Origin of the sequence: Pseudomonas sp. Z1-29, from assembly GCF_051131995.1 — a bacterium.
Classification (GTDB): Bacteria; Pseudomonadota; Gammaproteobacteria; order Pseudomonadales; family Pseudomonadaceae; genus Aquipseudomonas.
The window spans coordinates 4879918-4902082 of the sequence record NZ_CP071645.1 but is presented as its reverse complement, the minus strand read 5'-3'; the positions used below and the strand labels follow the sequence as shown (position 1 = coordinate 4902082).

Below are 22165 nucleotides of genomic sequence, written 5' to 3'. Positions count from 1 at the left end.
TTCCCGTCAGACGGAACTTAGCCATTGAATCTACCCCGTGCACCGCGATTTTGCGCAGGTATACTGCTGCGTTTCGCGGCTCACTTACCGAGCCCGGCATACCCGCCCGGAGCCTTACATGACTTCCCCAACACCATCGCCTGTGGACGAGCACCCGAACGGTGAACCGTCCGGCCAGACCGACAGCGATGTTTCCAGCGCCGCCGACGACAAGGCGCCGATCCCGGCCTTCAAGTTTCCATTCAAACCAGGCGACCTGGCAGCGGCCAAAGGTGCCGGCCAACAACCGTGGTACAAGAACGGCGCGAAGAATGGCCATACCAAGACCCCCGGCGCCGCGCCTCCCGGCACGCGCCGTTCGATGGGCAAACGCTGATCTTTCCCCTCGGCGCGCGGTCGCGGATTCAGTTCGCGACCCGTGCTCCCGTCAGGCTTCCACTCAATTCATAGGCCGTCAGTTCGGCCTGGTGCGCCGCAAGGATTTCCGGCAACGAGCCTCGCAGGTATTCGACCCACGTCTTGATCTTCGCATCCAGGTACTGGCGCGAAGGGTAGATGGCGTAAAGGTTCAGTTCCTGCGAGCGGTAGTTGGGCATGACCCGCACCAGCGTGCCGTTGCGCAAGCCTTCGATGGCGGCGTACACCGGCAGCACGCCCACGCCCATGCCGCTGGTGATCGCGGTCTTCATCGCATCGGCGGAATTCACCAGGAACGGTGAGCTGTTGATGGTGACCATCTCCTGGCCTTCCGGGCCGTCGAACACCCATTTCTCCAGCGGAATGACCGGGCTGACCAGGCGCAGGCAGGCGTGGTTCAGCAGGTCGCTGGGTTTCTGCGGGCAGCCGCTGGCCTTCACGTAGGCGGGCGACGCGCAGACGATGCTGTAAGTGATTCCCAGGCGCTGGGACACGAAGCCGGAGTCCGGCAACTCGCTGGCGAGTACGATCGAGACGTCGTAGCCCTCGTCGAGGATGTCCGGCACCCGGTTGGCCAGGGTCAGGTCGAAGGTCACGTCCGGGTGCGTCTTGCGATAACGGGCGATGGCATCGATGACGAAATGCTGGCCGATGCCGGTCATGGTGTGGACTTTCAATTGTCCGGCCGGGCGCGCATGGGCATCGCTGGCCTCGGCTTCCGCCTCTTCGACATACGCCAGGATCTGCTCGCACCGCAGCAGGTAGCGTTTGCCGGCTTCGGTCAGGGCGATGCGGCGAGTGGTGCGGTTGAGCAGACGGGTTTGCAGATGCGCTTCCAGGTTGGAAACCGCACGCGAGACGTTGGCCGTGGTGGTGTCGAGTTGCGCGGCGGCGGCGGTGAAGCTGCCGGCTTCGGCAACACAGCTGAACGCACGCATGTTTTGCAAAGTGTCCATGGAGGGCTCTCTTGGGAGGTGCCAAATTGTGACATGAAGTTACAGAGATGCGGGACCCCGACTAATGGATTATCACGATAACGGTAACAAAGATTCGCAGAAAGGTCGGCTTATCGCCGTTGGGGGTGATGCCTAGAATTGCCGCCAGTCCTGGATCCTGTGGGAGCGAGCCCGCTCGCGAAACAGGCACTCCAATTGTCCTCGGTGTGTCTGCCCGGCCGCTTTCGCGAGCAGGCTCGCTCCCACAGGTGTGTCAGGGCGAAATTCTCATCATCTCTTCTTGCCTCTCCACCTCAGGAATATTGCGCCCGTGCCGCGTTGCATCAGCAGAGAGCTGAAGACTCTCAGTGTTTGGGTTTTGACGCTGACCCTCAGCGGTTGTATCGGGACGGGAGGGATCGCGCCGCAAGGCGAGCTCTTGTTGGCCAACCAGTTGGCGACCGATGCGGCGATACGCGAGGCCGCCCGCGATGCTCACTGGCCGACCCGCCAGTGGTGGAAAGCCTATGGTGACCCGCAACTGGACGGCTGGATTGACCTGGCCGTGCGAGACAGCCCGAGCCTGGCCATGGCCGTCGCCCGGGTGCGCCAGGCCAAGGCCATGGCGGGTGTCGCCGAGGCCGCCGAGTCGCTGCAGATCAATGGCGAGTCGGCCCTCAAGCGCCACAACTGGCCCACCGATCAGTTTTATGGCCCCGGCGAACTGGCCAACACCACCACTTGGGACAACAACGCCGCCCTGGGCCTGAGCTATGCGTTGGACCTGTGGGGCCGCGAGCGCAGCGCCAGCGAGCGGGCCGTCGACCTGGCCCATGTCAGCGTCGCCGAGGCGCGGCAGGCGCAGCTGGAATTGCAGGACAATATCGTGCGCGCCTACATCCAGTTTTCGCTGCATTACGCCCAGCACGACATCATCGCCGCGACCCTCCATCAGCAAGAGCAGATCCTCGAACTGGCGCAAAAGCGTCTGGACGGTGGCATCGGCACCCATTTCGAAGTCAGCCAGGCCCAGGCGCCATTGCCGGAAACCCATCGTCAGCTCGATGCCCTCGACGAAGCCATTGCCCTGAGCCGCAATCAATTGGCGGCGCTGGCCGGCAAGGGCCCGGGCGACGGCGCGCGCCTGCAACGGCCGAGCCTGGCGCTGGGGGCTCCGTTGAAACTGCCATCGGCGTTGCCCGCCGAACTGCTCGGCCAGCGCCCGGATGTGGTTGCCGCGCGCTGGCAGGTGGCGGCCCAGGCCCGTGGAGTCGAGGTGGCGCGCGCGGGTTTTTACCCCAACGTCGACTTGGTCGGTAGCCTGGGTTACATGGCTACTGGCGGTGGGGCGCTGGAGTTCCTGACAGGCAAGAAGCTCACCTACAACGTCGGCCCGGCGATTTCGCTGCCGATTTTCGATGGCGGACGCCTGCGTGGCGAGTTGGGCGAGGCTGCGGCGGGTTATGACATCGCCGTGGCGCGCTACAACCAGACGCTGGTGAATGCCCTCAAGAGCATTTCCGACCGGTTGATTCGCCGTGAGTCGATGGACAAGCAACAGGTTTTCGCCGCCGAATCGGTGGCCGCCGCCCAGCGCACTTACGACATCGCGCTGGTGGCGTTCCAGCGTGGGCTCACCGACTACCTCAACGTGCTCAACGCCCAGAGCCTGCTGTTCAAGCAACAACAGGTGCAACAGCAGGTAGAGGCAGCGCGGCTGAGCGCCCATGCCGACTTGGTCACCGCATTGGGCGGCGGGCTGGAGGCCGGCAGCGACATGCCTGTGGCAAGCGCTCCCCTGTGGCGAGGGAGCTTGCTCCCGCTGGGCTGCGAAGCAGCCCCAGGTTCTTCAGATGGGTGCTGCGCACCCGAGCGGGAGCAAGCTCCCTCGCCACGATGCTAAGCAGGCCTTCCGTGACGTATTTACTTCGGCTTCATCGCCTCGAATGGCGCCGTGGCTTTTTCGACTGGGCCCGCAGCGATGGGGTGACCTGGGTCTACATCTTCAAGGTATTGCTCGCCGCGTTCCTGACCCTGTGGCTGGCGATGCGCCTGGAGTTGCCGCAACCGCGTACGGCGATGATCACCGTGTTCATCGTCATGCAGCCGCAGAGTGGCCAGGTCTTCGCCAAGAGTTTTTATCGCCTGCTCGGTACCTTGGCCGGCTCGACGGTGATGGTGGCGCTGATCGCCCTGTTCGCCCAGAACACCGAGTTGTTTCTCGGCTGCCTGGCGATCTGGGTCGGCATCTGTTCGGCCGGAGCAGCGCGTTATCGCAACTTTCGCGCCTACGGTTTTGTGTTGGCCGGGTACACCGCGGCGATGATCGGCCTGCCGGCCCTGGCCCATCCGGAAGGGGCTTTCATGGCGGCGGTGTGGCGGGTGCTGGAGATTGCCCTGGGGATTCTCTGCGCCACCGCGATCAGCGCTGCAATCCTGCCGCAAACCGCGAGCGCGGCCATGCGCAACGCGCTCTACCAGCGCTTCGGCGTGTTCGCCCTGTTCGTCACCGATGGCTTGCGCGGACGCAGCCAGCCCGAGGCATTCGAGGCACGCAACGTCGCTTTCATCGCCGAGGCGGTGGGCCTGGAAAGCCTGCGCAGCGTGACCGTGTTCGAAGACCCGCACATGCGCCGGCGCAACGGCCGACTGAGTCGCCTGAACAGCGAATTCATGGGCGTTACCACGCGCTTCAACGCCTTGCATCAGTTGCTTGAACGCTTGCGCAATGGCGCGGCCGATGCGGTGGTGGACGCGATCAAACCCGGCTTGCAAACCCTCGCCGAATTGCTCGACGGCTTCAGCGCGCGGGCCTTGACCGACGCCGATGCGACGCGTCTGGCGGCGGCGCTGGCGGCCTACAAGGCCGACTTGCCAGCCCGGGTGCGCCAACTGCGGGGACAATTTCAAGAGACGGATCCCAGTGAGGCGCAGCAGCTGGATTTCCATACTGCATACGAATTGCTGTATCGCTTCGTCGAAGACCTGCATGGCTACGCCCAGACCCACGCGTCGCTGGCCGATCACCGCCACGAACGTGAGCGCTGGGACGAACCCTTCGTGTCGCAGACCAATGGCCTGGCCGCCGCGGCTGCCGGTTTTCGTGCCGCCTTCATCCTGGTGGTGCTGGGCAGCTATTGGGTCGCCACGGCCTGGCCGAGCGGTGCGACCATGACGATGATCGCCGCCGCCACCGTGGGCTTGTCGGCCGCCACGCCGAACCCCAAGCGCATGGCGTTCCAGATGGCCTGCGGCACGTTGTTCGGGGCGTTGATCGGGTTTGTCGAGATGTTCTTCATCTTCCCGTTGATCGACGGCTTCCCCTTGCTCTGCGTGATGTTGGCGCCCGTGATCATGCTGGGCGCGTTTCTCAGCTCACGTGCGCAATACGCCGGGGTCGGGCTGGGCCTGCTGATTTTTTTCAGCACCGGCTCGGTGCCGGACAACCTGACGGTCTACAACCCCTACGCCTTCATCAACGACTACCTCGCGATGATCCTCGGCATGCTGGTGTGTGCGGCTGCCGGGGCGATCATCCTGCCGCCCAACAGCCGCTGGATGTGGCGCCGGCTGGAACAGGACTTGCGCGAACAAGTGGTGTTCGCCATCAGTGGCAAGCTCAAGGGCCTCGCGTCGGGATTCGAGAGCCGTACCCGCGATCTGCTGCACCAGGCCTACGGGCTGGCGGCGGGACAGCCCCGGGTGCAACGGGACTTGCTGCGCTGGATGTTCGTGGTGCTGGAAGTCGGCCACGCGATCATCCAGTTGCGCAAGGAACAGGCGACGCTGCCGGTGCATCCGGCCTATGCCGAAAGCCAGCCATGGCGCCAGGCGATCCGGGTGATGGGGCGGGCGCTGGTGCGGCTGTTCCGCCAGCCTGGCCAGAAAAATCTGGAGCGCGCCCTGGTCGCGGTGGACCAGGCCATCAGCCGGGTCCAGTCCACCGACGAACCTTTCGCCCCGCATTTCGACACCTCCGCCCTGCGCCGGGTAAAGAGCTACCTGCACTTCATCCGCACCTCTCTGCTGGACCCGCAATCACCCTTGGCGGCTTATGCCGCGTCGCTGCCCCAGGAACCTGAACATGCTCCGTGAGATCGCCTTCCACGGCGTATACATGCCGACCATGACCCTGATGTTTTTCATCGCCGCCGGCCTCGCCTGGGCGTTGGATCGTTTCCTCTCGGGGCTGGATCTGTACCGTTTTTTCTGGCATCCGGCGCTGCTGCGCCTGAGCCTGTTCACTTGCCTGTTCGGCGCGCTGGCGCTGACGGTCTACCGTTGAGATCGATGCGATGAAGAAATTTTTCAGCCTGCTGGCGACGCTGTTGGTGCTGGCGCTTGCGCTGTGGATCGGCCGGACGTTGTGGGTGCATTACATGAACACCCCATGGACCCGCGATGGCCGGGTCCGGGCCGACATCATCAACGTCGCCGCCGACGTCAGCGGCGAAGTGATCGAGGTGCCGGTGCGTGATAACCAGTTGGTCAAGAAGGGCGACTTGCTGATGCGCATCGACCCCGAGCATTACCGCATTGCGCTCAAGCAGGCGCGTTCCCTGGTGGCGTCCCGCAAGGCCACTTGGGAGATGCGCAAGGTCAACGCTCATCGGCGCGCCGACCTGGACAGCCTGGTGATTTCCCGGGAAAACCGTGACGACGCCAGCAATATCGCCGACTCGGCCCTGGCTGATTACCAGCACGCCCAGGCGCAGCTGGAGGCGGCCGAGCTGAACCTGGCTCGCACCGAGGTCCGTGCGGCGGTGGACGGCTACGTCACCAACCTCAATGTGCACCGTGGTGACTATGCACGCATCGGCGAGGCGAAGATGGCCGTGGTGGACATGAATTCGTTCTGGGTCTATGGCTTCTTCGAGGAAACCAAGTTGCCCAAGGTGCGGGTCGGCGATGCCGCGCAGTTGCAGTTGATGAGTGGCGAACTGCTCAAGGGGCACGTGGAAAGTATCTCCCGGGGCATCTACGACCGCGACAACCCCGAGAGCCGGGAACTGATTGCCGACGTGAACCCGACCTTCAACTGGGTGCGCCTGGCCCAGCGGGTGCCGGTGCGTATACATCTGGATGAAGTACCGGATGGCGTGCTGCTGGCGGCGGGGATGACGTGCACGGTGGTGGTAGAACCCCACGACAAGCGCTGAGCCCCTGTGGGAGCGAGCCTGCTCGCGATAGCGGTGTTTCAGCCAACATCAATGTTGAATGTGAGACCGTATTCGCGAGCAGGCTCGCTCCCACTTTTTTACCATTTGCTCTTGGATTTTCGTTCACCCGTGGCGAGGGAGCTTGCTCCCGCTGGGCGGCGAAGCCGCCCCAAACCAGCCACTGCGGTGCGTCAGGTAAACCGCATCAGCCGGATTGCGACTGCTGCGCAGCCGAGCGGGAGCAAGCTCCCTCGCCACAACAGCAAAGCTTGCAAGCCTTGATAGTTACAATGACCGACCCAACCCGAACCGCTTCATCAAGCCTTTCTCCAGCAACCCCTTGGGCAACAGACCGGCCATCAACGGCAACGCCCGGCTGCCATTGCCCAGACGCAACAAGCGCGGTGGTTTGGGTTGTTGCACGGCTTTGAGCAGCGCGGCGGCGAATTCGCTGGTGGGGGTGGGGTTGTCCTGGGAGGCCTTGGCGCGGGCGCGGATACCGTCACGCAGGGGCCACCAGGGCGATTGTTCGCTGATCAACTGCTCGGCTTCATGGCCGGCATTTTTCGCGAAGCTGGAGGCAATGGCACCGGGCTGGACCTCCATCACGCGGATCCCGAATGGCGCCAGTTCCATGCGCAGCGCATCACTCAAGGCATGCACGGCAGCCTTGGAGGCGCAGTACGCCCCGGCAAATGGCGTGACCAGCACACCGGAAACACTGCCGATATTCACCACCATCCCCTTCGCCCGGCGCAGCACGGGAAAGAGCGCGCGGGTCACGCCGACGATGGCGAACACGTTGGTTTCGAACTGACGCTGCATGGCCGGCACGCCGCCATCCAGCAACGGACCCATGGCGCCATAACCGGCGTTGTTGACCAGCACATCGAGGCCGCCATGTTCCTGGTTGATCCGCTCGCCCAACTGTTCAAGTGCCTGAGCGTCGTTGACATCCAGCTGCACGGCGGTGAACCCGGCGGCGCGCAACTGCGCCACGTCGTCATCCTTGCGCGCGCTTGCCCAGACCTGGTAACCGGCGGTCTTGAAGGCGTCGGCGAGGGCGCGGCCGATGCCGCTGGAACAACCGGTGATCAACGCAACGGGCATGGCGCTTTCCTTGTGTAACGGCGGATTTGAAATCAATTAGAGAAACTTCCCTGCAACCGCTCGGCGCGAAACTCCAGGGTTTGCGGGCGATAGCCGGGACGCAACGGCGGCAACGGCAGACAGTCCTGCCAATCGGCGCCGGGTTGCAATTCGCCGGGGCCGCGGTAGCGCGGTGAACTGTAGATGTTTTCGGCCAGGTTAATGGTGTCGCCAGGCGCGTAGGCCGCTATTCGCCACTGCAGCTCGGTCAACGGCACGTCATTGCCATTTGTCAGGCCCAACGACAGCGGACGGTCAGCGGGACAGCGTTCAGGTGCATAGGCAATGCGCACATCCAGGCGCGCCAGTTGCCGGGTTTCGCGGTTTTCCTGCCAGAGCACCCACGCCGCCACCAGTCCCAGCCCGACGAACGCCGCCAGGGACACCGGCAAGGCCTTGGCCGGGTAGCGCAACAGCAGGATGAGCCAGGTGATGACCAGCAAAACGCCGATGAGCATGGTTGAAGCCTCCGTGACCTTGGCGACATCCTACCGAAGGGGGCGGGAAATGGGTATTCACCTGCCTTTTGGCCGCCGGTCGTCACCGTCACATCTGACAGTAGGCAACGTTGTGGAGTCGAGGTTTGATGGTCAGCGACCACCCTGGCGCTACGACGGGACACTGGATGATGGGTGTGGATTATCGAACACCAACGCTGACTGCTTCCGATCCGCGTGGCCTGGCGGTTCGCTCGGTCGGCTATTGCCGCAGCCTTGAGGGCAGCCTTGCGCAGCGGCGTATCAAGCGCAGTCTCTTTGACGTGGCCGGGCGCGCGATTAAACAGTGGGATCCGCGCTTGTGGGCCCTGTTTGAATCCGGCGAACCGGCACCGGCCAATCTCTCTGCGATCTATTCGCTGTCCGGCGCCACGCTGCATACGGACGGCGTCGACGCGGGCATACAGACCGGTCTGCCGGGCCTCGCTGGCGAAGGTTTGCTCGGTTGGGATGGCCGAGGGACGCAGCAGGAAACCCTCTACGATGACTCCCTGCGTCCCGTGGCCGTGTTCGAGCAAGGCACCAGCCAGCCGCGTCGCTGCACCGAGCGCATGACCTACGGATACCCCGGCCAGCGCGATCAAGACCACAACCAGCATGGGCAATTGATCCGTCACGACGACCCGGCGGGGACGCTGGTGCTGGCGTCGTTTGCCTTGGCGGGGCAGAACCTTGTCCAGGATCGCCGTTTCATTCTCGATGCCGCGCCAGCTGACTGGCCGGAGTCGGAAGGGGATCGCGAGCACTTGCTTGAACCTGGCGACGGCGCCGTTTCGACGTGGCGCGTTGGCCCGCTGGGTGACGTGCTGGAGCAGGTCGATGCCAGGGAAAACCGACATTGCCAAAGCCTGACGCCCGATGGCCGGATGTCTGGCAGCCAATTGCAGTTGGCGGGGCAGGGCGAGTGGCAGTCGCTGGTGAGCGACATTCGCTACGACGCCCAAGGGCAGATCGAACAGGAAACGGCCGGCAACGGCGTTCAGACCACGCTCACCTACAGCCCCGAAGACGGGCGACTGATCGAGCGCCAAGCCGTGCGCGCGGGCGATGTTCTGCAACATTTGCTTTATGCCTACGACCCCATGGGCAACGTATTGAGCATCGAAGACAAAAAACAGCCGATCCGCTACTTCGCCAACCAGCGCATCGAGCCGGTCAGCCGCTTTGCCTACGACAGTCTCTACCAACTGATCGAAGCCACGGGGTGGGAGGCGGGCGGCGCCAACCAGGGGCCCGACTCTGTGGGGCGCAACGACCCAGCGGCGGTGAGCAATTACCGGCAGACCTACCGCTACGACGAGGCCGGTAATTTATTGGAACTGACCCACGTCGGTGCCCAAAGCCATGGTCGGGAAATCAAAGCGGCTCGCTACAGCAATCGCTGCCTGCCTTACCGCAACGGCGAGGCACCCACGGAAGAGGAAATCGCCGCCGCGTTCGATGCGCGGGGTAATTGCCTGGAATTGGACGCGGGACGGTTCCTGGCGTGGGACTTGCGCAACCAATTGAGTTCGGTGACGCCCATCGAACGTGCCTCGGGGCTCAACGATAGCGAGGCCTATATCTATGACGGCGGCGGGCAACGGGTGCGCAAGCTGCGCACCTTGCAAACCGGCGCCCGCACAGTGGCCGCCGAGGTGCGTTATTTGCCGGGGTTGGAATTGCGTGCCGACAGCGGCACGGGCGAGGCGCTACAGGTGATCATCGTCCAGGGTGGGCTCGGTGATGTTCGGGTGCTGCATTGGGAAAGCGCACCGCCGACCGGCGAGAATGACTGCTTTCGATACAGTATTGCGGATCACTTGGGCTCGGTCGGCCTGGAACTGGCCCAGGACGGGCGGACGATCAGCCGGGAGCATTTCTATCCCTTTGGTGAGACGGCCTATCTGGCTGGGGATGATGTCATCGAGGTGGACTACAAGACGGTCCGCTATTCGGGCAAGGAACGGGATGCGACGGGGCTTTATTACTATGGCTTTCGTTATTACGTCCCGTGGTTGCAGCGTTGGGTGAATCCGGATCCGGCGGGGGCGGTGGACGGTTTGAATGTGTATCGGATGGTCAAGAACAATCCGATGACTTGGATTGATAATGCTGGACTTATGCTTGGAAGGAAGGGTGTGGGTGCGGTTAGTAGAATGAAGAATCTTTTTGAGCCTGGCGGGAGCGCACCCGACATTCAAGTGACTCCTCAAACCGTAGGCGGTAAGGACAAAGCATTCTCGATAATCTCAACCGCCCAAGCCTTTCGACGGCTGGAGCTAATCGCTGATACGCCGACAACTGACGATGTAAGTTCTGCAACGACATCTGGAGTCGATAGCGCGCGGAGTGAATTACCCCCAACCCAAGGCGAACAGACGACGATGTTGGTTGGCTCGCACGTATTAACCGTTACCCAATCTGGCGGAATATTGGCCATGAGGGGCGACGATCGTTCTCCCGAGCAGATTCACAAAGCCGGTGGCTTTTATCCTAGGGATAACAGAGGTCCGGAAATTAAGAGGGAGTTTCGGAGCGCATTGGTCAATAAAGGCTTTAACACCATTGCCAATGAACATGTAAGAAGTCCCGTCCCTGGTTTTCTATCCACGGGGATGGACGAGGATTCGGGGGGGTACGGTGACACCAGAAATTATTTGTACCGCATGGAGATCCCTGGACTGAAAGAGCGAAATGTCAATGAAAAAACATTGGGGCTCGAGCAGCCGTTCGAATTCAAACCGAAAGGAAAATTGAGCGCTCGTCTTTTAATGAGTGGTGACTCGCTTGATCAGGCTGACTTTGTTGCGATGATACCGCCCATGACGGTAGAGCTCACATTCATCACGCCAATTCCGGCGGCGCATATAGTGGCCTATAGGAAAAAAGGGACTAACGAATGGATCCCGTTTCACACATGACGCTCCGATTAGCTGGAGCGAGCTCCATCCCATAAAAACGAAGTTCGTCGCGGGCTTCGGATAAACAAAAAAAGCCCCCGCCCAACCCGCTGCGGATAGGGGACGCAGTGGGCTGGATGGGGGCTTCTTGTACGGCTGATTGTTACTGCGCGATGGTCTTCACCGACACGCCGCGTTCGATCGGGGTGGAGCGACCGTAGATGTCTTCGAAGCGCTCGATGTCGTCTTCGCCCAGGTAGCTACCGGACTGCACTTCGATGATTTCCAGCGGGATCTTGCCCGGGTTGCGCAGGCGGTGGACCGACGCGATCGGGATGTAGGTCGACTGGTTTTCGCAGAGCAGGAACACATTCTCGTCGCAGGTCACTTCGGCGGTGCCGCTGACCACGATCCAGTGTTCGGCGCGGTGGTGGTGCATCTGCAGCGACAGGCACGCGCCCGGCTTGACCGAGATGTGCTTGACCTGGAAACGACCGCCCATGTCCACCGAGTCGTAGGAACCCCATGGACGATAGACTTCGCAGTGGTTCTGGGTTTCGGTGCGGCCCTGGGCATTGAGGGTGTTGACCATCTGCTTCACGCCTTGGACCTTGTCCTTGTGGGCGATCATCATGGCGTCCTTGGTTTCGACCACGACGATGTTGTCCAGGCCGATCACCGACACCAGCTTGCCGTTGCCGTGGATCATGCAGTTGCGGCTGTCCTGCACCACGACGTCGCCCTTGGTGACGTTGCCGTTGGCGTCCTTCGGATTGACTTCCCACAGCGACGACCAGCAGCCGACATCGCTCCAGCCGGCCGACAGCGGCACTACGCAGGCGCGTTGGGTTTTTTCCATCACGGCGTAGTCGATGGAGTTGTCCGGGCAGCAGGCGAAAGTGGCTTCGTCAAAAGTGATGGTGTCGGCGGTCTGCTCGCTGCGCTCCAGAGTCAGCAGGCAGGTGTCGTAGATGTCCGGATCGTGCTTTTTCAGCTCTTCGAGGAAGCGGCTGGCGCGGAAGAGGAACATGCCGCTGTTCCAGAAGTAACCGCCGGCATCGACGAACTCAGTGGCGCGCTTGACGTCGGGTTTTTCGACGAAGTGCGAAACGCGGCTGACGCCTTCAGGCAGCAGGGCATCGTTGGTCGACTTGATGTAGCCATAACCGGTTTCCGGCTTGGTCGCCGGTACGCCGAACAGCACCATTTCGCCACGCTCGGCGGCCACGGTGGCCAGCGCCAGGGCGCGTTGCAGGGCCTTCTGGTCCTCGACGACGTGGTCGGCCGGCAGCACCAGCATCAGTTCGTCGCGGCCTTCATTGACCAGCATCATCGCAGTCAGGGCCACGGCAGGTGCCGTGTTGCGACCGAACGGTTCCATCAGGATGCGCTGGGCTTCCAGGTTGCGGGCCGACAGCTGCTCGTTGACGATGAAGCGGTGGTCCTTGTTGCAGACCACGATCGGCGTGTCCATGCCTTCGAACACCAGGCGCTCGAGGGTCTGCTGGAACAGGGTATGTTCGCCGGTCAAGGCCAGGAACTGTTTAGGGAATTGCTTGCGCGAAAGCGGCCAAAGACGTGAGCCGCTACCACCTGACAAGATCACCGGAATCATGTGTGTTACTCCTACAAAATCGAAATGGTTTCAGAGCTACTGCGTTCTGTCGTTTCACTCTCTTGTTGTTGTTCCGTGCCTGAATGACGCCTCGGTTCAAAGTGGGAGCAGGTTGGCCCCCACAGGCAGGGCGTCAGTCAGGAAAACTCATCAGCGGGTCGACACCGGGCGTTTCACCCAGACTGGCGACAGGCTGCTGCCGGAGCCGGTTACGTACAGCACGGCCGCTTCGCCACGCTCCAGGGCAACAGGCTTGACGTCGCCGACTTTCTTGTCGCCTTCGTACAGTGCCAGGCTCACTTTCACCGGGTTGATTTCACGTTCGCCACGGCCCTTGGCCGCTACGTTCGGAACCACTTCGGTCTTGCCATCAGCGGTCTTGAGGGTCAGCGGCTTGTCGCTGAGGTTCTGCATGCGGACCAGGGATTTCTGCTTGTTCTTGAACGGTGGCTCTTCGATCAGTTGTGGCTGGCCGCTGGCGTTGTTGACCAGGGTGTAATAGTGATCGGAGGCCAGTTTAACCGGTACGGTCTGGCTGCCCACCTTGGCGCTGTAGTCGCCGCCAGGCATGAAGCTGAAGTCGCTGCTGGCCAGTGGGGCCACGTCGCTGATATTGGTGCTGCCGACGGTGGCGCTGACTTCGGCGTTGCTGGCGTTGTAGATCCGCACGAAGCTCGAACCTTTTGGCGCGACCGGGCCGTACAGGGCCGAGTCACCGGCAAAGGCTGAGAAGGACAGGGCACTCATGCTGGCGACCAGGGCAACGGCCTTGAAGGAGCGAGCAGCGAGACGGCGAGGAGTAGTGTTGAAAGTCATGGTGGACCTCTCTTTCAGTTTTGCGCCCGGTCGGGCGTCTCGGATTGTGTGTTTGCAGCTACGTTCTGTTGGCGGGCGCCGGCTTGTTTGAGCTCGGCGACCCATTGCGGATCGGCGTCGCCGATCTCGTTGTTCACGGGCAGATAACGTTCAGGAAACTCCCAGATCAGCACTTGTGGCGGGCTGTTCTTGAAGGCGTCGCTCTTGAGGTAGCTGAGCATCGGCAGAATCGGGCCATGGCCGTCTTCGGCGTAGTTGACGACGTCGCTGTGCAGGGCTTGCTTGAGTGCACCGACGAAGTTCCAGTTCGGGTTGGCGCTGTAGCTGGTACCGATCAGAGCCACGGGCACCTGGGCATCGGCGAACAGTGCGTCTTCGCTGGCCGGCTGGTCGTCGGCTTCGCGGGTGTTGCGCTTGACCAGCGGTTCCTGGGCTGGCATCAGGTTTTCGAACAGCGGGTCCAGCGGCAGGAACTGACGCAGGTCGCCCTTGTGGATGATTTTTTCCGCAGGCTCTGTGACGAAACGCTGTGGCTCACCATTCAGTGGTGTGCGTTCGGCAATCGCTTTGGCCAGATGTTCCGCAGCGATTTGCGCGCCTTCCGGAGTCCAGTGGGTGTCGGTGCGCAGGAACACTTGCTGACCGCTTTGCTTGGCCTGTTGCAGCGGGGCGAGCAAGTCAGGGGCAAGGATCTTGTCCGCCGCGACACGGGCGTGGAAATCCTGGTACAGGTTGGCGTGAATGCTCGAAGGCTTCACTTCACCCAGGTGCTCCGGATACAGCCGCGCCTTGGCCGGCACGATGGCCATGACCAGGGTAATGCCTTGCTCCTTGAGCTTCTGGCGCACGCCTTCGATCAGCGCGTAGTTGCCTTGCAGGTTCTGGTCTTCGTTGACGATCGGGTTGAATTCCTCGTCGCTGAACAGCCACTGATCGCGGCCCAGGACCACGCCTTTGCGGCCCTCGTTGAACAGCTTGTAGTCCAGCGCCGCCCAGATGTTGGTGCCCAGGCGTTTGATCGGGAATTCTTCGTCGTAATGCGTTTCCACAGCCTTGGCCCAGCGACCGTTGAGCACGGTCGCATCGGGGTTGGTGCTGAAGCCGAGGAAGCTGCGCATCGACCAGATACCCAGCGCTGTCAGTATCAGCATGAACAGTGCGACGTAGAAGATGCGTAATGAGCGGGTCATGTCCGGATCCCTCAGAACTGGAAGTAAAGGAACGGCGAGAAGCTTTGCGCCGACAGTTTGAGAATCGAGGCGATGAACAACACCAATACCAGGGTGCGCATCACGTAGCGCGACCAGTCCACGGTCCAGTAGGCCGGTTGCACCTGGGCTTCGACGCCGACGGTGTAGCCTGGTTCATGGATGGTCGACGGGTTGTCACCCGGTACGGCTTTGATCAGTCCCGGTTGCGCAGTGGCAGGCCCATTGGCTTCGGTGCTCTCTTCAGGCTTGGCCTTGACCGGCGGACGATTGGTGTAGAAGTCGCGCAGGCCGAAGAAGGCGAGGGTGATGTAGGCCACCGCCAACGTAGCGATCTGCAGGCCGGTGAGGTTGGCGCGGGTCAGTTCCGACAGCGACCAGTCACCAAAGCTGAACATCGCGCTGTACATGCGACCGGCGACGTGCAGGTTTTCGGCACGGAAGATCACCCAGCCCATCACCACCAGCAGGAAGGTCAATGCCCAGCGGATCGGGTTGATGCTGCGTGGGTTGGTGTCGATGCCCACCGCTTTTTCGATGGCCAGCCACATGCCGTGCCAGGCACCCCAGATCACGTAGGTGATGTTCGCACCGTGCCACAGACCACCGAGCAGCATGGTCAGGAACAGGTTGCGATAGGTCATCAGCGTGCCTTTGCGGTTACCGCCCAGGGTGATGTAGAGGTAGTCGCGCAGCCAGGTCGACAGGCTGATGTGCCAGCGCCGCCAGAACTCGGTGATCGACTGGCTGATGTAGGGCTGCTTGAAGTTTTCCATGAAACGGAAACCCATCATCAGGCCCAGGCCGATGGCCATGTCGCTGTAGCCGGAGAAGTCGAAGTACAGCTGCGCGGTGTACGCCAGGGCGCCGAGCCAGGCATCGCCCGTGGTCGGGTTCTCCAAGGCGAAGCAATGGTCGGCCACCACCGCCAGGGTATCGGCGATGAACACTTTCTTGATGAAGCCCTGCATGAAGCGCGTGCAGCCTTCGGAGAACTTGTCCAGCGTGTGGGTGCGGTTGTTGAACTGGTCGGCCAGGTCACGGAAACGCAGCACGGGGCCGGCGATCAGGTGCGGGAAGATCGCCACGAATGCCGCGAAGTCGATCAGGTTGCGAGTGGCCGGTGTGTCACCGCGATACACGTCGATGATGTAGCTGATGGACTCGAAGATGTAGAACGAGATACCGATCGGCAACAGTACGTGGGTCAGGATGAACGGGTTCAGCCCGAAGCCGGTGATGATCGCGTTGAGGCTGTCGACACCGAAATTGGCGTACTTGAAATAGCCCAGGATGGCCAGGTCCACGCCCACGCCGAGCAGCAGCCAACGCTGGGCCGGCTTGGTGCGCACGCCGGCGGCACCGACTTTCAGGCCGATCCAGTAGTTCCACAGGGTGACGCCGGCGAACAGGGCGAGGAAGTCCACCCGCCACCAGGCATAGAACACGTAGCTGGCGATCAGCAGCAGCAGGTTGCGATAGCGTTGCCCGCTCAGGTAGTACAAGCCGAGAAAGATCGGCAGGAACAGGAACAGGAACACATTGGATGAAAATACCATCCCGATCTCTCCATGTTGAATCAACAGTCAAGGGCCAGAGCCCCCCCAAACCCCCCCATGAAAACCGGGGGGCTATTACATTTCGAACACTTGCTTACCTGTGGCGAGGGAGCTTGCTCCCGCTCGGCTGCGAAGCAGTCGCATCGTCAGGCTTGGGGGCGCTACGCACCCCAGCGGGAGCAAGCTCCCTCGCCACAGGAAATGTGTTGTCTTAACTACCTTTCTCGCCTTTCTCCCGCGAAGGGTCATACACGCGGGTCAGGTCGCCGCCGAGGCGGAAGGTCTTGAACGGTTGCATTTCATGCTTGCGTTCCAGCACGTCCTCGGAGCAGGTGTAGAGGCTGCAGAACGGTTCGAGCCAGGCGAATTTCGAATCGATCTTCAGATCCTTCATGTCCTGCTCGTCGCCGTTCTTCTCTTCGAAGATGTCCGGGTCTTCCACCCCGGCCAGGACCCGGTCGCCCAGTCGCTTGAGGGCGCCATTGTTTTCCTGGCGCAGGTCCACGCCGTTGACCTGGGCAAAACTGGCGATCATCGCCAGCGGCGGCAGGGCATAGTTGTGATAGGACAGGGCGCGTTGCTTGCGCTTGAGCTCGTTGGGCAAGAAGCCTTCGGCGTCTACCTGGTTGACGCCGACCTTGTATTCCTTGACGGCCCAGTCGAACAGGTCACGACGGTTGGTCGCCACGGCGGTCGCCATCACTGACCAGGCGGCCCAGTACGAGTGGTTGTTGGTCTTGTCCAGCGGCAGGTTGTCCCAGTCGCTGACGACCTGGTCGGCCATCTTGCTGAACCAGCTCTCGATCAGTTGCGCCTGTTCCTGGTGGTTCGCCAGCGGGCGCGACTCGGAGAACTTCAGGCGCACATAGGCCGAAGCCATGCTGCCCAGCGCCCATTTGCGCATGGACTTGCCGGTGTGGTTGAAATCCTTGGACATCAACGCATCGGCCTTGGCCCAGGCGGTCAGCCAGTTCAGGGTGCATTCCAGTTGCTCGGGGCGACCGTCGCGCATGAACTGCATGACCTGCTTGCTGATGCCGCGCTCGATCTTGGTGATGTCGGCAGTGCTGTCGCGGAAGGCTTTTTCCGACTGCACGTTCAGCGTTGCGCGAGCCTTGTCGGAGCCCTCGTACTTGCTGCGAAACTGCAGCGAGCCGGTGTAAGGCGTCGGCACGGCTTCGCAGCCCTGGCCGCCGGAGCCTTCCTTGACCTTTTCAATCGGTGCGAAGTAGCCCTGCGGCGGGCGCAGTGGAGCCGCGGCCTGCGTGGCCCCGGCGAATATCGCCAGGGTCAGCAGCGATGGCGCCAACAGCGTTTTCAACGTTCGGGTGCGCATGGTTCTGGTCATGAGACGAGACCTCATTGTCCGATTTGAGCCGTTTGTTGCTCGGCTTGCGGAGATGCATTGCGTTTGCAGACTTTCGCTTCCACTTGCAGTGGCTCTTTACCGGCTTCAGGACCCTGGACCTCTAGAGCCAGGAGGTTCTGCGAGGCCCAGTCTTCGTCGGTGCGCAGTTGGAAGGCGAAACGTCCGTCGGTTTCGGAGGTGTTCGGTTTTTCGATCTTGATGTCCTCGTGGCGCCCATTCATGTACCAGAGGGTGGCTTGCAAGGTTTTCACCGAGGTGTCGGTGAAGCGGATGTCGATCTGGTGACTGCCGTTACGCAGGTCCATATTCTTGCTGTTGACCATCAATTCGTTCTTGCCCGGCTTGAGCTTGGCCTTGCTGCTCATCAGCGCCGGCTTGCCTTCGCAACCGTTGTTGTCGAGCAGCGCCATCATCTGGCGATAGATGGTTTCCTGGTCCAGGCGATACAGCGGCGAGAATTCCCAGATGAGAATCTTCGGCGGATTCTTCTGGAACTCTTCGCTGCCCAGGTACTGGATCATCGCGCCCTCGAAACCGCCGCCCGGGAAGGCCACGTTGAGGATGTCGGCGCCGATGGCTTCTTGCAGGAAACCGGCGAAGTTGTAGTTCTTGCCGCTGTGGCTGGTGCCCACGAGGGTGATCTGCGGATTGCCGGAATCACCGAACAGGTCGCCGTCGCCAGCCTCGCCCTTGGGCTCGGTGGTGAACTGGTCCATGTACTGAATCGCGTAGCTGGTGCCGCAGAGTTGCCCGGCCATGTTGTGCAGGGTGCCGGTCTTGCCCATGCGGCCAGACTTCTTGGTCTCGAATTCCTGCTTGGGAATGTCAGCGAAGGCCGGGATCTGCTTGACCTTCTCGGCCACGATCTTCGCCGTGCGCTGGGCGCCGTACGGGGTCCAGTGCTGGTCGCCACGGAAGTAGAAGTCGTGGGCCGGCAGGGTTTCGGGCAGGTTTTCGTTGGTCAGTGGCGACAGGTCCGGCACCACGTAACCCATCTGCGCGAAACGGCCGAGCATGGTTTTGTAATTGGCCAGGGCCTTTTCGTAGTCGAAGGAAGCCTTCTCCTGCGGGTTGAGCTTGTTGCGGTTCACCAAGCCACGGGTCGGCTGGTAGACGATTACCAGCTCGACGCCTTTTTTCTTGAAGGCGTCGTGCAGTTGTTGCATGCGCTTGTAACCGGCCGGCGTGGTATTGAACTCGGTACGCAGGTCTTCCTGAGTACGGAACAGCCAGTCGCCCTGGGCCTGCACCAGCGTGGTGAAGTTCTGCTGGTAGCGCGTGGTGTAGTTCTTCGCGTCATGGGCAGCCGGGCACAGGTTGCAGCAGGGTTCGGCGGTAAAGGTCGGTGCTTTGACTTCATCGGCACGCGCGCCGCTTGCGGCGGCGAGAATGCCGGCAGTCAGGGCGGACAGGCCCAGAAGTTTGATCATCTGTGGGTTCATAAAGGTCATTCCTCAGTCCCGCATTTCGGTCTGGCGTTCGACAGGGTCGATCAGCACGGCTTTTTGCTGGCGCACCAGCAGGTCGAGGATTTCGTCCTGGCGTTCGCCAAGAATCCCCGTGAAGCTGATGCCGCTGGATTTGGTCGGCGCGAGCATGGACACGCGGTACAGCTCGACACTCAATGGCGAGTCGATGGACAACGGGCCGCTGCCATTGCCGGCCAGTTCGCCGCCGACCACGATCAAGGAGACCTGGGCGTCGAACGGGTCGAGCTTGATGTCCCGGTCAGTGTCGGAGAGGTCCTTGATGTGGCCGTAGAGCCCGGTCAGGCCGTTGGCCATGGACAGGTTTTCGTACAAGCGGATGTTCACGCTGTTACGAATCCGAATGCCGTGGCGCTGGTTGCTGATCACCTTGTTGCCCCACAACAGGTTGTCACCACTCTCATAAAGCGTGATGCCGTCGGTGTGGTTCTTGTAGATCTCGTTGTAGGCGATCACGTTGTTCACGCTGTTACGGTCGATCACCAGGCCCGAGAGTTTGTTGTCGTAGCTGCGGTTGTTGAAAATGAAGCTGTCGTTGACCTCACGGGAAATAATGATCCCGTGCTTTTTCTTGGTCCCGTAGACGGTGTTGTCGGCAATGATCAGCCGATGGGAACGGTCGTGGGGGTCGATGCCGTAGACGATGTTGTCTTTGTAGGTGTTGCTCTTGACCACGAAGTCGTTGGTTTCGTAGCAGTAGAAGCCGTACCACATGTCCGAGAACTCGGAACCGATGATCCAGCCGGTCGGTTCCTTGCGCTTGAGGACCTTGGCCATGTTCGGCGTGTACTGGGAAATACTGACGCCGTACGACTTACTGTTGGCGTAGCCGAAGCTGGCCATCTTGGTGTTGACGATGTAGGTCTCGGTGCCGCCCCAGGACAGCAGGAACGGCCGGAACTCGTTGGCCGAACGGAACGTCGCGGGGCCGTTGTCCTTTTCACGCCAGCCGGTGACCTTGGTGTCGCGGATGAACATCCGGCCATCGTTGACCAGGAACGAGCCTCCCTCTTGGGACAGGCGCAGTTCCTGGGTCTGCTTGTCGATCTCCAGGATGCCTTTTTCGCCCACGACAATCGGAATCCGCGCCAGGAAGACGCCTGGCGAAGTTTCCTTGAGGTACTGCTTGGGCACCTTCTTGACCAGATCCTTGAGGTTCATGTAGCCGTCGTCGATGAAGATGGCCTGCGGGATGCCGTGCTGGCGCACCACCCACTCGGCCATCTTGTTGTCGCCGCCGATGAAGTCCTTCAAGGCGTTTTCCTGCATCATCCGCCGCACGCTGACCTTGCCGGGCTTGCTGCGCACGATCTTCGCCGCGACCGCTTCGGCGGTGTAGCCGGAGAGGTCGGGCAGGGTCGGTGCGGCCAGTTCCAGCGGTGCGGTTGGCGCGCTGCTGACGGTGTAGGTCTTGGCTTGCTGCAGTTCCTTGACCACGTTGCCCGGCTTGACCACCGGTTCAACGTTGGCGAACGCCGACGAGCCGGCCAGCAGCATGGCTGCGGCCAACAGGCTGATCGAACCTTTCATCGCCTGGCTGTTCCTGAGGTAGTGGTTCATATCGGGCACTCCCATGGCCGTTCGCATCAGAAGCGCCAGATCACGTCGACAAAGGCGCGATGCATGTACGAATCGACCTCTTTGCCGTAGGCGTCGCCTGGCTTGAACACGCCGCCACGAAAGCGCACCAGCGCCGACGGCTCATCAATCGATTGACTCAGCGCAGCCGGCAGCAGGCCTTGCTTGAAGTACTTGGTGACGACCAGGTCGACTTCCTGGCCCAGGTCCTTGTCGCCGTCGCGCAGCGGCAGGGACGAGGTGGACAGGATCGCGCCGGTCACGTCATCGGTGTTGTTTTCCACGGCGTTGATGCCGTTGCTGCCCACTGCCTTGTTGCCGTCCACGCGCCAGAACTTGTGGTACACCAGGCTGGCGTCGTATTCGTCACGCAACTGCCAGGAACCGAACAGGCTGGCGCTCTGGGTGTTGGCCATCTCGCCACGGAACGCTTCGCCGAAACGATGCACGCGCGAGCGGGTGCCGGTGAAGTTCGAGCGGTTGCTTTGCAGGCCGTTCTGTTCGTAGTCCTCGCTGGCGCGGGCATAGGCCGCACCGACTTGCCATTGCGGGTCGAGGCGCAGGCGGATACCCAGGTCGGTGGCCCAGCCGTCGACGTCGTCGCTGCGCTTGAGCTGCGCGGGGCGGGTGCCGTCGGCGTTCAGCGGGTTGACGGTGTCGCGGTCGCCGGTCATGCCGGTGACGCTTGCCCAATAGTTGACGGTATTGGTGTTGCGCCAGTTGTAGGCGTCGCTGTTGGCTTCCAGGCCGAGCCAGGTCAGATCACCGTTCTGGGTCTTGTCCAGGGTGTCGGTGGCCTGGCCCGGGACCGGATAGTCGAGGCTGCCGCTGTCATGGCTGTGGTGGGCACGGATCCCGGCCCATTGGCCTGGCATCCACTGATAGCCGACATCACCGTAGACATGCATACGGTCCTTGTCCTGGGGCGACAGCTCCTTGAGGTCGGTGCGGTATTCGCTGAACCGCTCGGCGACGCCCAGGTTGGCGCGCAGCAGCGTGGTGTCGAAGGTCCAGTTCAGGGCTTCGATGTTGGTGTCGCGCCATTGCCCGTCGTCATTGCGCAGGCGTTGGCGGCCGAACTTCAACTGCTCGCCCGGATAAGGGGTCAGGCCCCGGTAGCCAATCCAGAATTCGCGCATGGCCAGGTAGCTTTTCTTGGCCTCGCGGTCGCCGCTGTCGGTTTGCTGGGTCGCGTCGTCCGACTGTTGCAGGGTGTCGGTCTCGATGATGTCGGTGGACGTCACGGCCTGGGCCATGGCATAGGCACTCCACGCACCGCTTTCGCCGTAGACCCAAGGGCGCAGGTCGAGGCCGATGCCGTTGACGTCGCCACCACGCTGGGTGCCGAGGTCGCGGTCATCTTCGGACTGGCCGGTGATCTTCACTTCCAGGCCGAAATTCTTGCTATCGGTCAGGGCCGCCAGGGTCGGGCAGGACCACAGCAGGGCAAACGACAGGCCAATACCAGCCTGTACAAAAGGATTGAGCTTCAAA

General features: G+C 61.8%; 17 protein-coding genes. 6 read left to right on the top strand and 11 right to left on the bottom strand.

The genetic code is table 11. From position 1 onward, the window contains the following. Positions 1-118 precede the first annotated feature (118 nt). A complete protein-coding gene (locus J3P84_RS22315; protein ID WP_434625934.1) occupies positions 119-376 on the top strand; it encodes a hypothetical protein in 258 nt (85 codons plus the stop codon). A 28-nt stretch (positions 377-404) separates the two neighbouring features. Here the strand turns inward: J3P84_RS22315 and J3P84_RS22310 are convergent, their stop codons facing one another. After that, positions 405-1373: a LysR family transcriptional regulator gene (locus J3P84_RS22310; protein ID WP_434569728.1), complete on the bottom strand. Its 969-nt coding sequence runs from the start codon at positions 1371-1373 to the stop codon at positions 405-407. A 310-nt stretch (positions 1374-1683) separates the two neighbouring features. Here J3P84_RS22310 and J3P84_RS22305 point away from each other — a divergent pair, with 310 nt between their 5' ends. The 4 genes from J3P84_RS22305 to J3P84_RS22290 are packed head-to-tail and all read left to right on the top strand — an operon-like array spanning position 1684 to position 6511. Continuing rightward, positions 1684-3255: an efflux transporter outer membrane subunit gene (locus J3P84_RS22305; protein ID WP_434625932.1), complete on the top strand. Its 1572-nt coding sequence runs from the start codon at positions 1684-1686 to the stop codon at positions 3253-3255. 11 nt (positions 3256-3266) lie between these two features. Then, a complete protein-coding gene (locus J3P84_RS22300) occupies positions 3267-5447 on the top strand; it encodes an FUSC family protein (RefSeq protein WP_434625930.1) in 2181 nt (726 codons plus the stop codon). After that, complete coding sequence (locus J3P84_RS22295; protein WP_434569726.1) at positions 5437-5637, top strand: DUF1656 domain-containing protein; 201 nt, start codon at positions 5437-5439, stop codon at positions 5635-5637. The genes J3P84_RS22300 and J3P84_RS22295 overlap by 11 nt, the downstream gene beginning before the upstream one ends. A 10-nt stretch (positions 5638-5647) precedes the next feature. Continuing rightward, a complete protein-coding gene (locus J3P84_RS22290; RefSeq protein WP_434602878.1) occupies positions 5648-6511 on the top strand; it encodes an efflux RND transporter periplasmic adaptor subunit in 864 nt (287 codons plus the stop codon). 285 nt (positions 6512-6796) lie between these two features. Here J3P84_RS22290 and J3P84_RS22285 read toward each other — a convergent pair whose 3' ends face one another. Together J3P84_RS22285 and J3P84_RS22280 are read right to left on the bottom strand one after the other, a co-directional pair. Continuing rightward, positions 6797-7621, bottom strand: a complete 825-nt coding sequence (locus tag J3P84_RS22285; RefSeq protein ID WP_434625927.1) for an SDR family oxidoreductase — start codon at positions 7619-7621, stop codon at positions 6797-6799. A 32-nt stretch (positions 7622-7653) separates the two neighbouring features. After that, positions 7654-8118, bottom strand: a complete 465-nt coding sequence (locus tag J3P84_RS22280; protein ID WP_434625925.1) for a multidrug transporter — start codon at positions 8116-8118, stop codon at positions 7654-7656. A gap of 170 nt (positions 8119-8288) precedes the next feature. Between J3P84_RS22280 and J3P84_RS22275 the strand changes: the two genes are divergently transcribed. Continuing rightward, positions 8289-11060, top strand: a complete 2772-nt coding sequence (locus J3P84_RS22275; RefSeq protein WP_434631477.1) for an RHS repeat domain-containing protein — start codon at positions 8289-8291, stop codon at positions 11058-11060. Between the two features lie 142 nt (positions 11061-11202). Here the strand turns inward: J3P84_RS22275 and J3P84_RS22270 are convergent, their stop codons facing one another. From J3P84_RS22270 to J3P84_RS22235, 8 genes are all read right to left on the bottom strand, one after another. Continuing rightward, positions 11203-12654 (bottom strand): mannose-1-phosphate guanylyltransferase/mannose-6-phosphate isomerase, encoded by a 1452-nt coding sequence (locus J3P84_RS22270; RefSeq protein WP_434569722.1) that lies wholly within the window; start codon positions 12652-12654, stop codon positions 11203-11205. Positions 12655-12804: 150 nt separating this feature from the next. Next, a complete protein-coding gene (locus J3P84_RS22265) occupies positions 12805-13470 on the bottom strand; it encodes an alginate O-acetyltransferase AlgF (protein ID WP_434625923.1) in 666 nt (221 codons plus the stop codon). A gap of 14 nt (positions 13471-13484) precedes the next feature. After that, entirely contained in the window at positions 13485-14660 is a 1176-nt protein-coding gene (locus J3P84_RS22260; protein WP_305496611.1) for an alginate O-acetyltransferase, read from the bottom strand. An 11-nt stretch (positions 14661-14671) separates the two neighbouring features. Then, the gene (locus J3P84_RS22255; protein WP_434625921.1) at positions 14672-16237 is read right to left on the bottom strand and encodes an MBOAT family O-acyltransferase; all 1566 of its coding nucleotides are present in this window, start codon (positions 16235-16237) and stop codon (positions 14672-14674) included. 211 nt (positions 16238-16448) lie between these two features. After that, positions 16449-17573 (bottom strand): mannuronate-specific alginate lyase, encoded by a 1125-nt coding sequence (locus tag J3P84_RS22250; RefSeq protein ID WP_434631474.1) that lies wholly within the window; start codon positions 17571-17573, stop codon positions 16449-16451. Between the two features lie 23 nt (positions 17574-17596). Further along, positions 17597-19048 carry an alginate O-acetyltransferase gene (locus J3P84_RS22245; protein WP_434631471.1) on the bottom strand — a complete coding sequence of 484 codons (1452 nt, stop codon included), beginning with the start codon at positions 19046-19048 and terminating at the stop codon, positions 17597-17599. 12 nt (positions 19049-19060) lie between these two features. Continuing rightward, the gene (algG, locus tag J3P84_RS22240; protein ID WP_434602881.1) at positions 19061-20653 is read right to left on the bottom strand and encodes a mannuronan 5-epimerase AlgG; all 1593 of its coding nucleotides are present in this window, start codon (positions 20651-20653) and stop codon (positions 19061-19063) included. Between the two features lie 26 nt (positions 20654-20679). Next, entirely contained in the window at positions 20680-22164 is a 1485-nt protein-coding gene (locus tag J3P84_RS22235; protein ID WP_434631468.1) for an alginate export family protein, read from the bottom strand. Between the last annotated feature and the right edge of the window lies 1 nt (position 22165).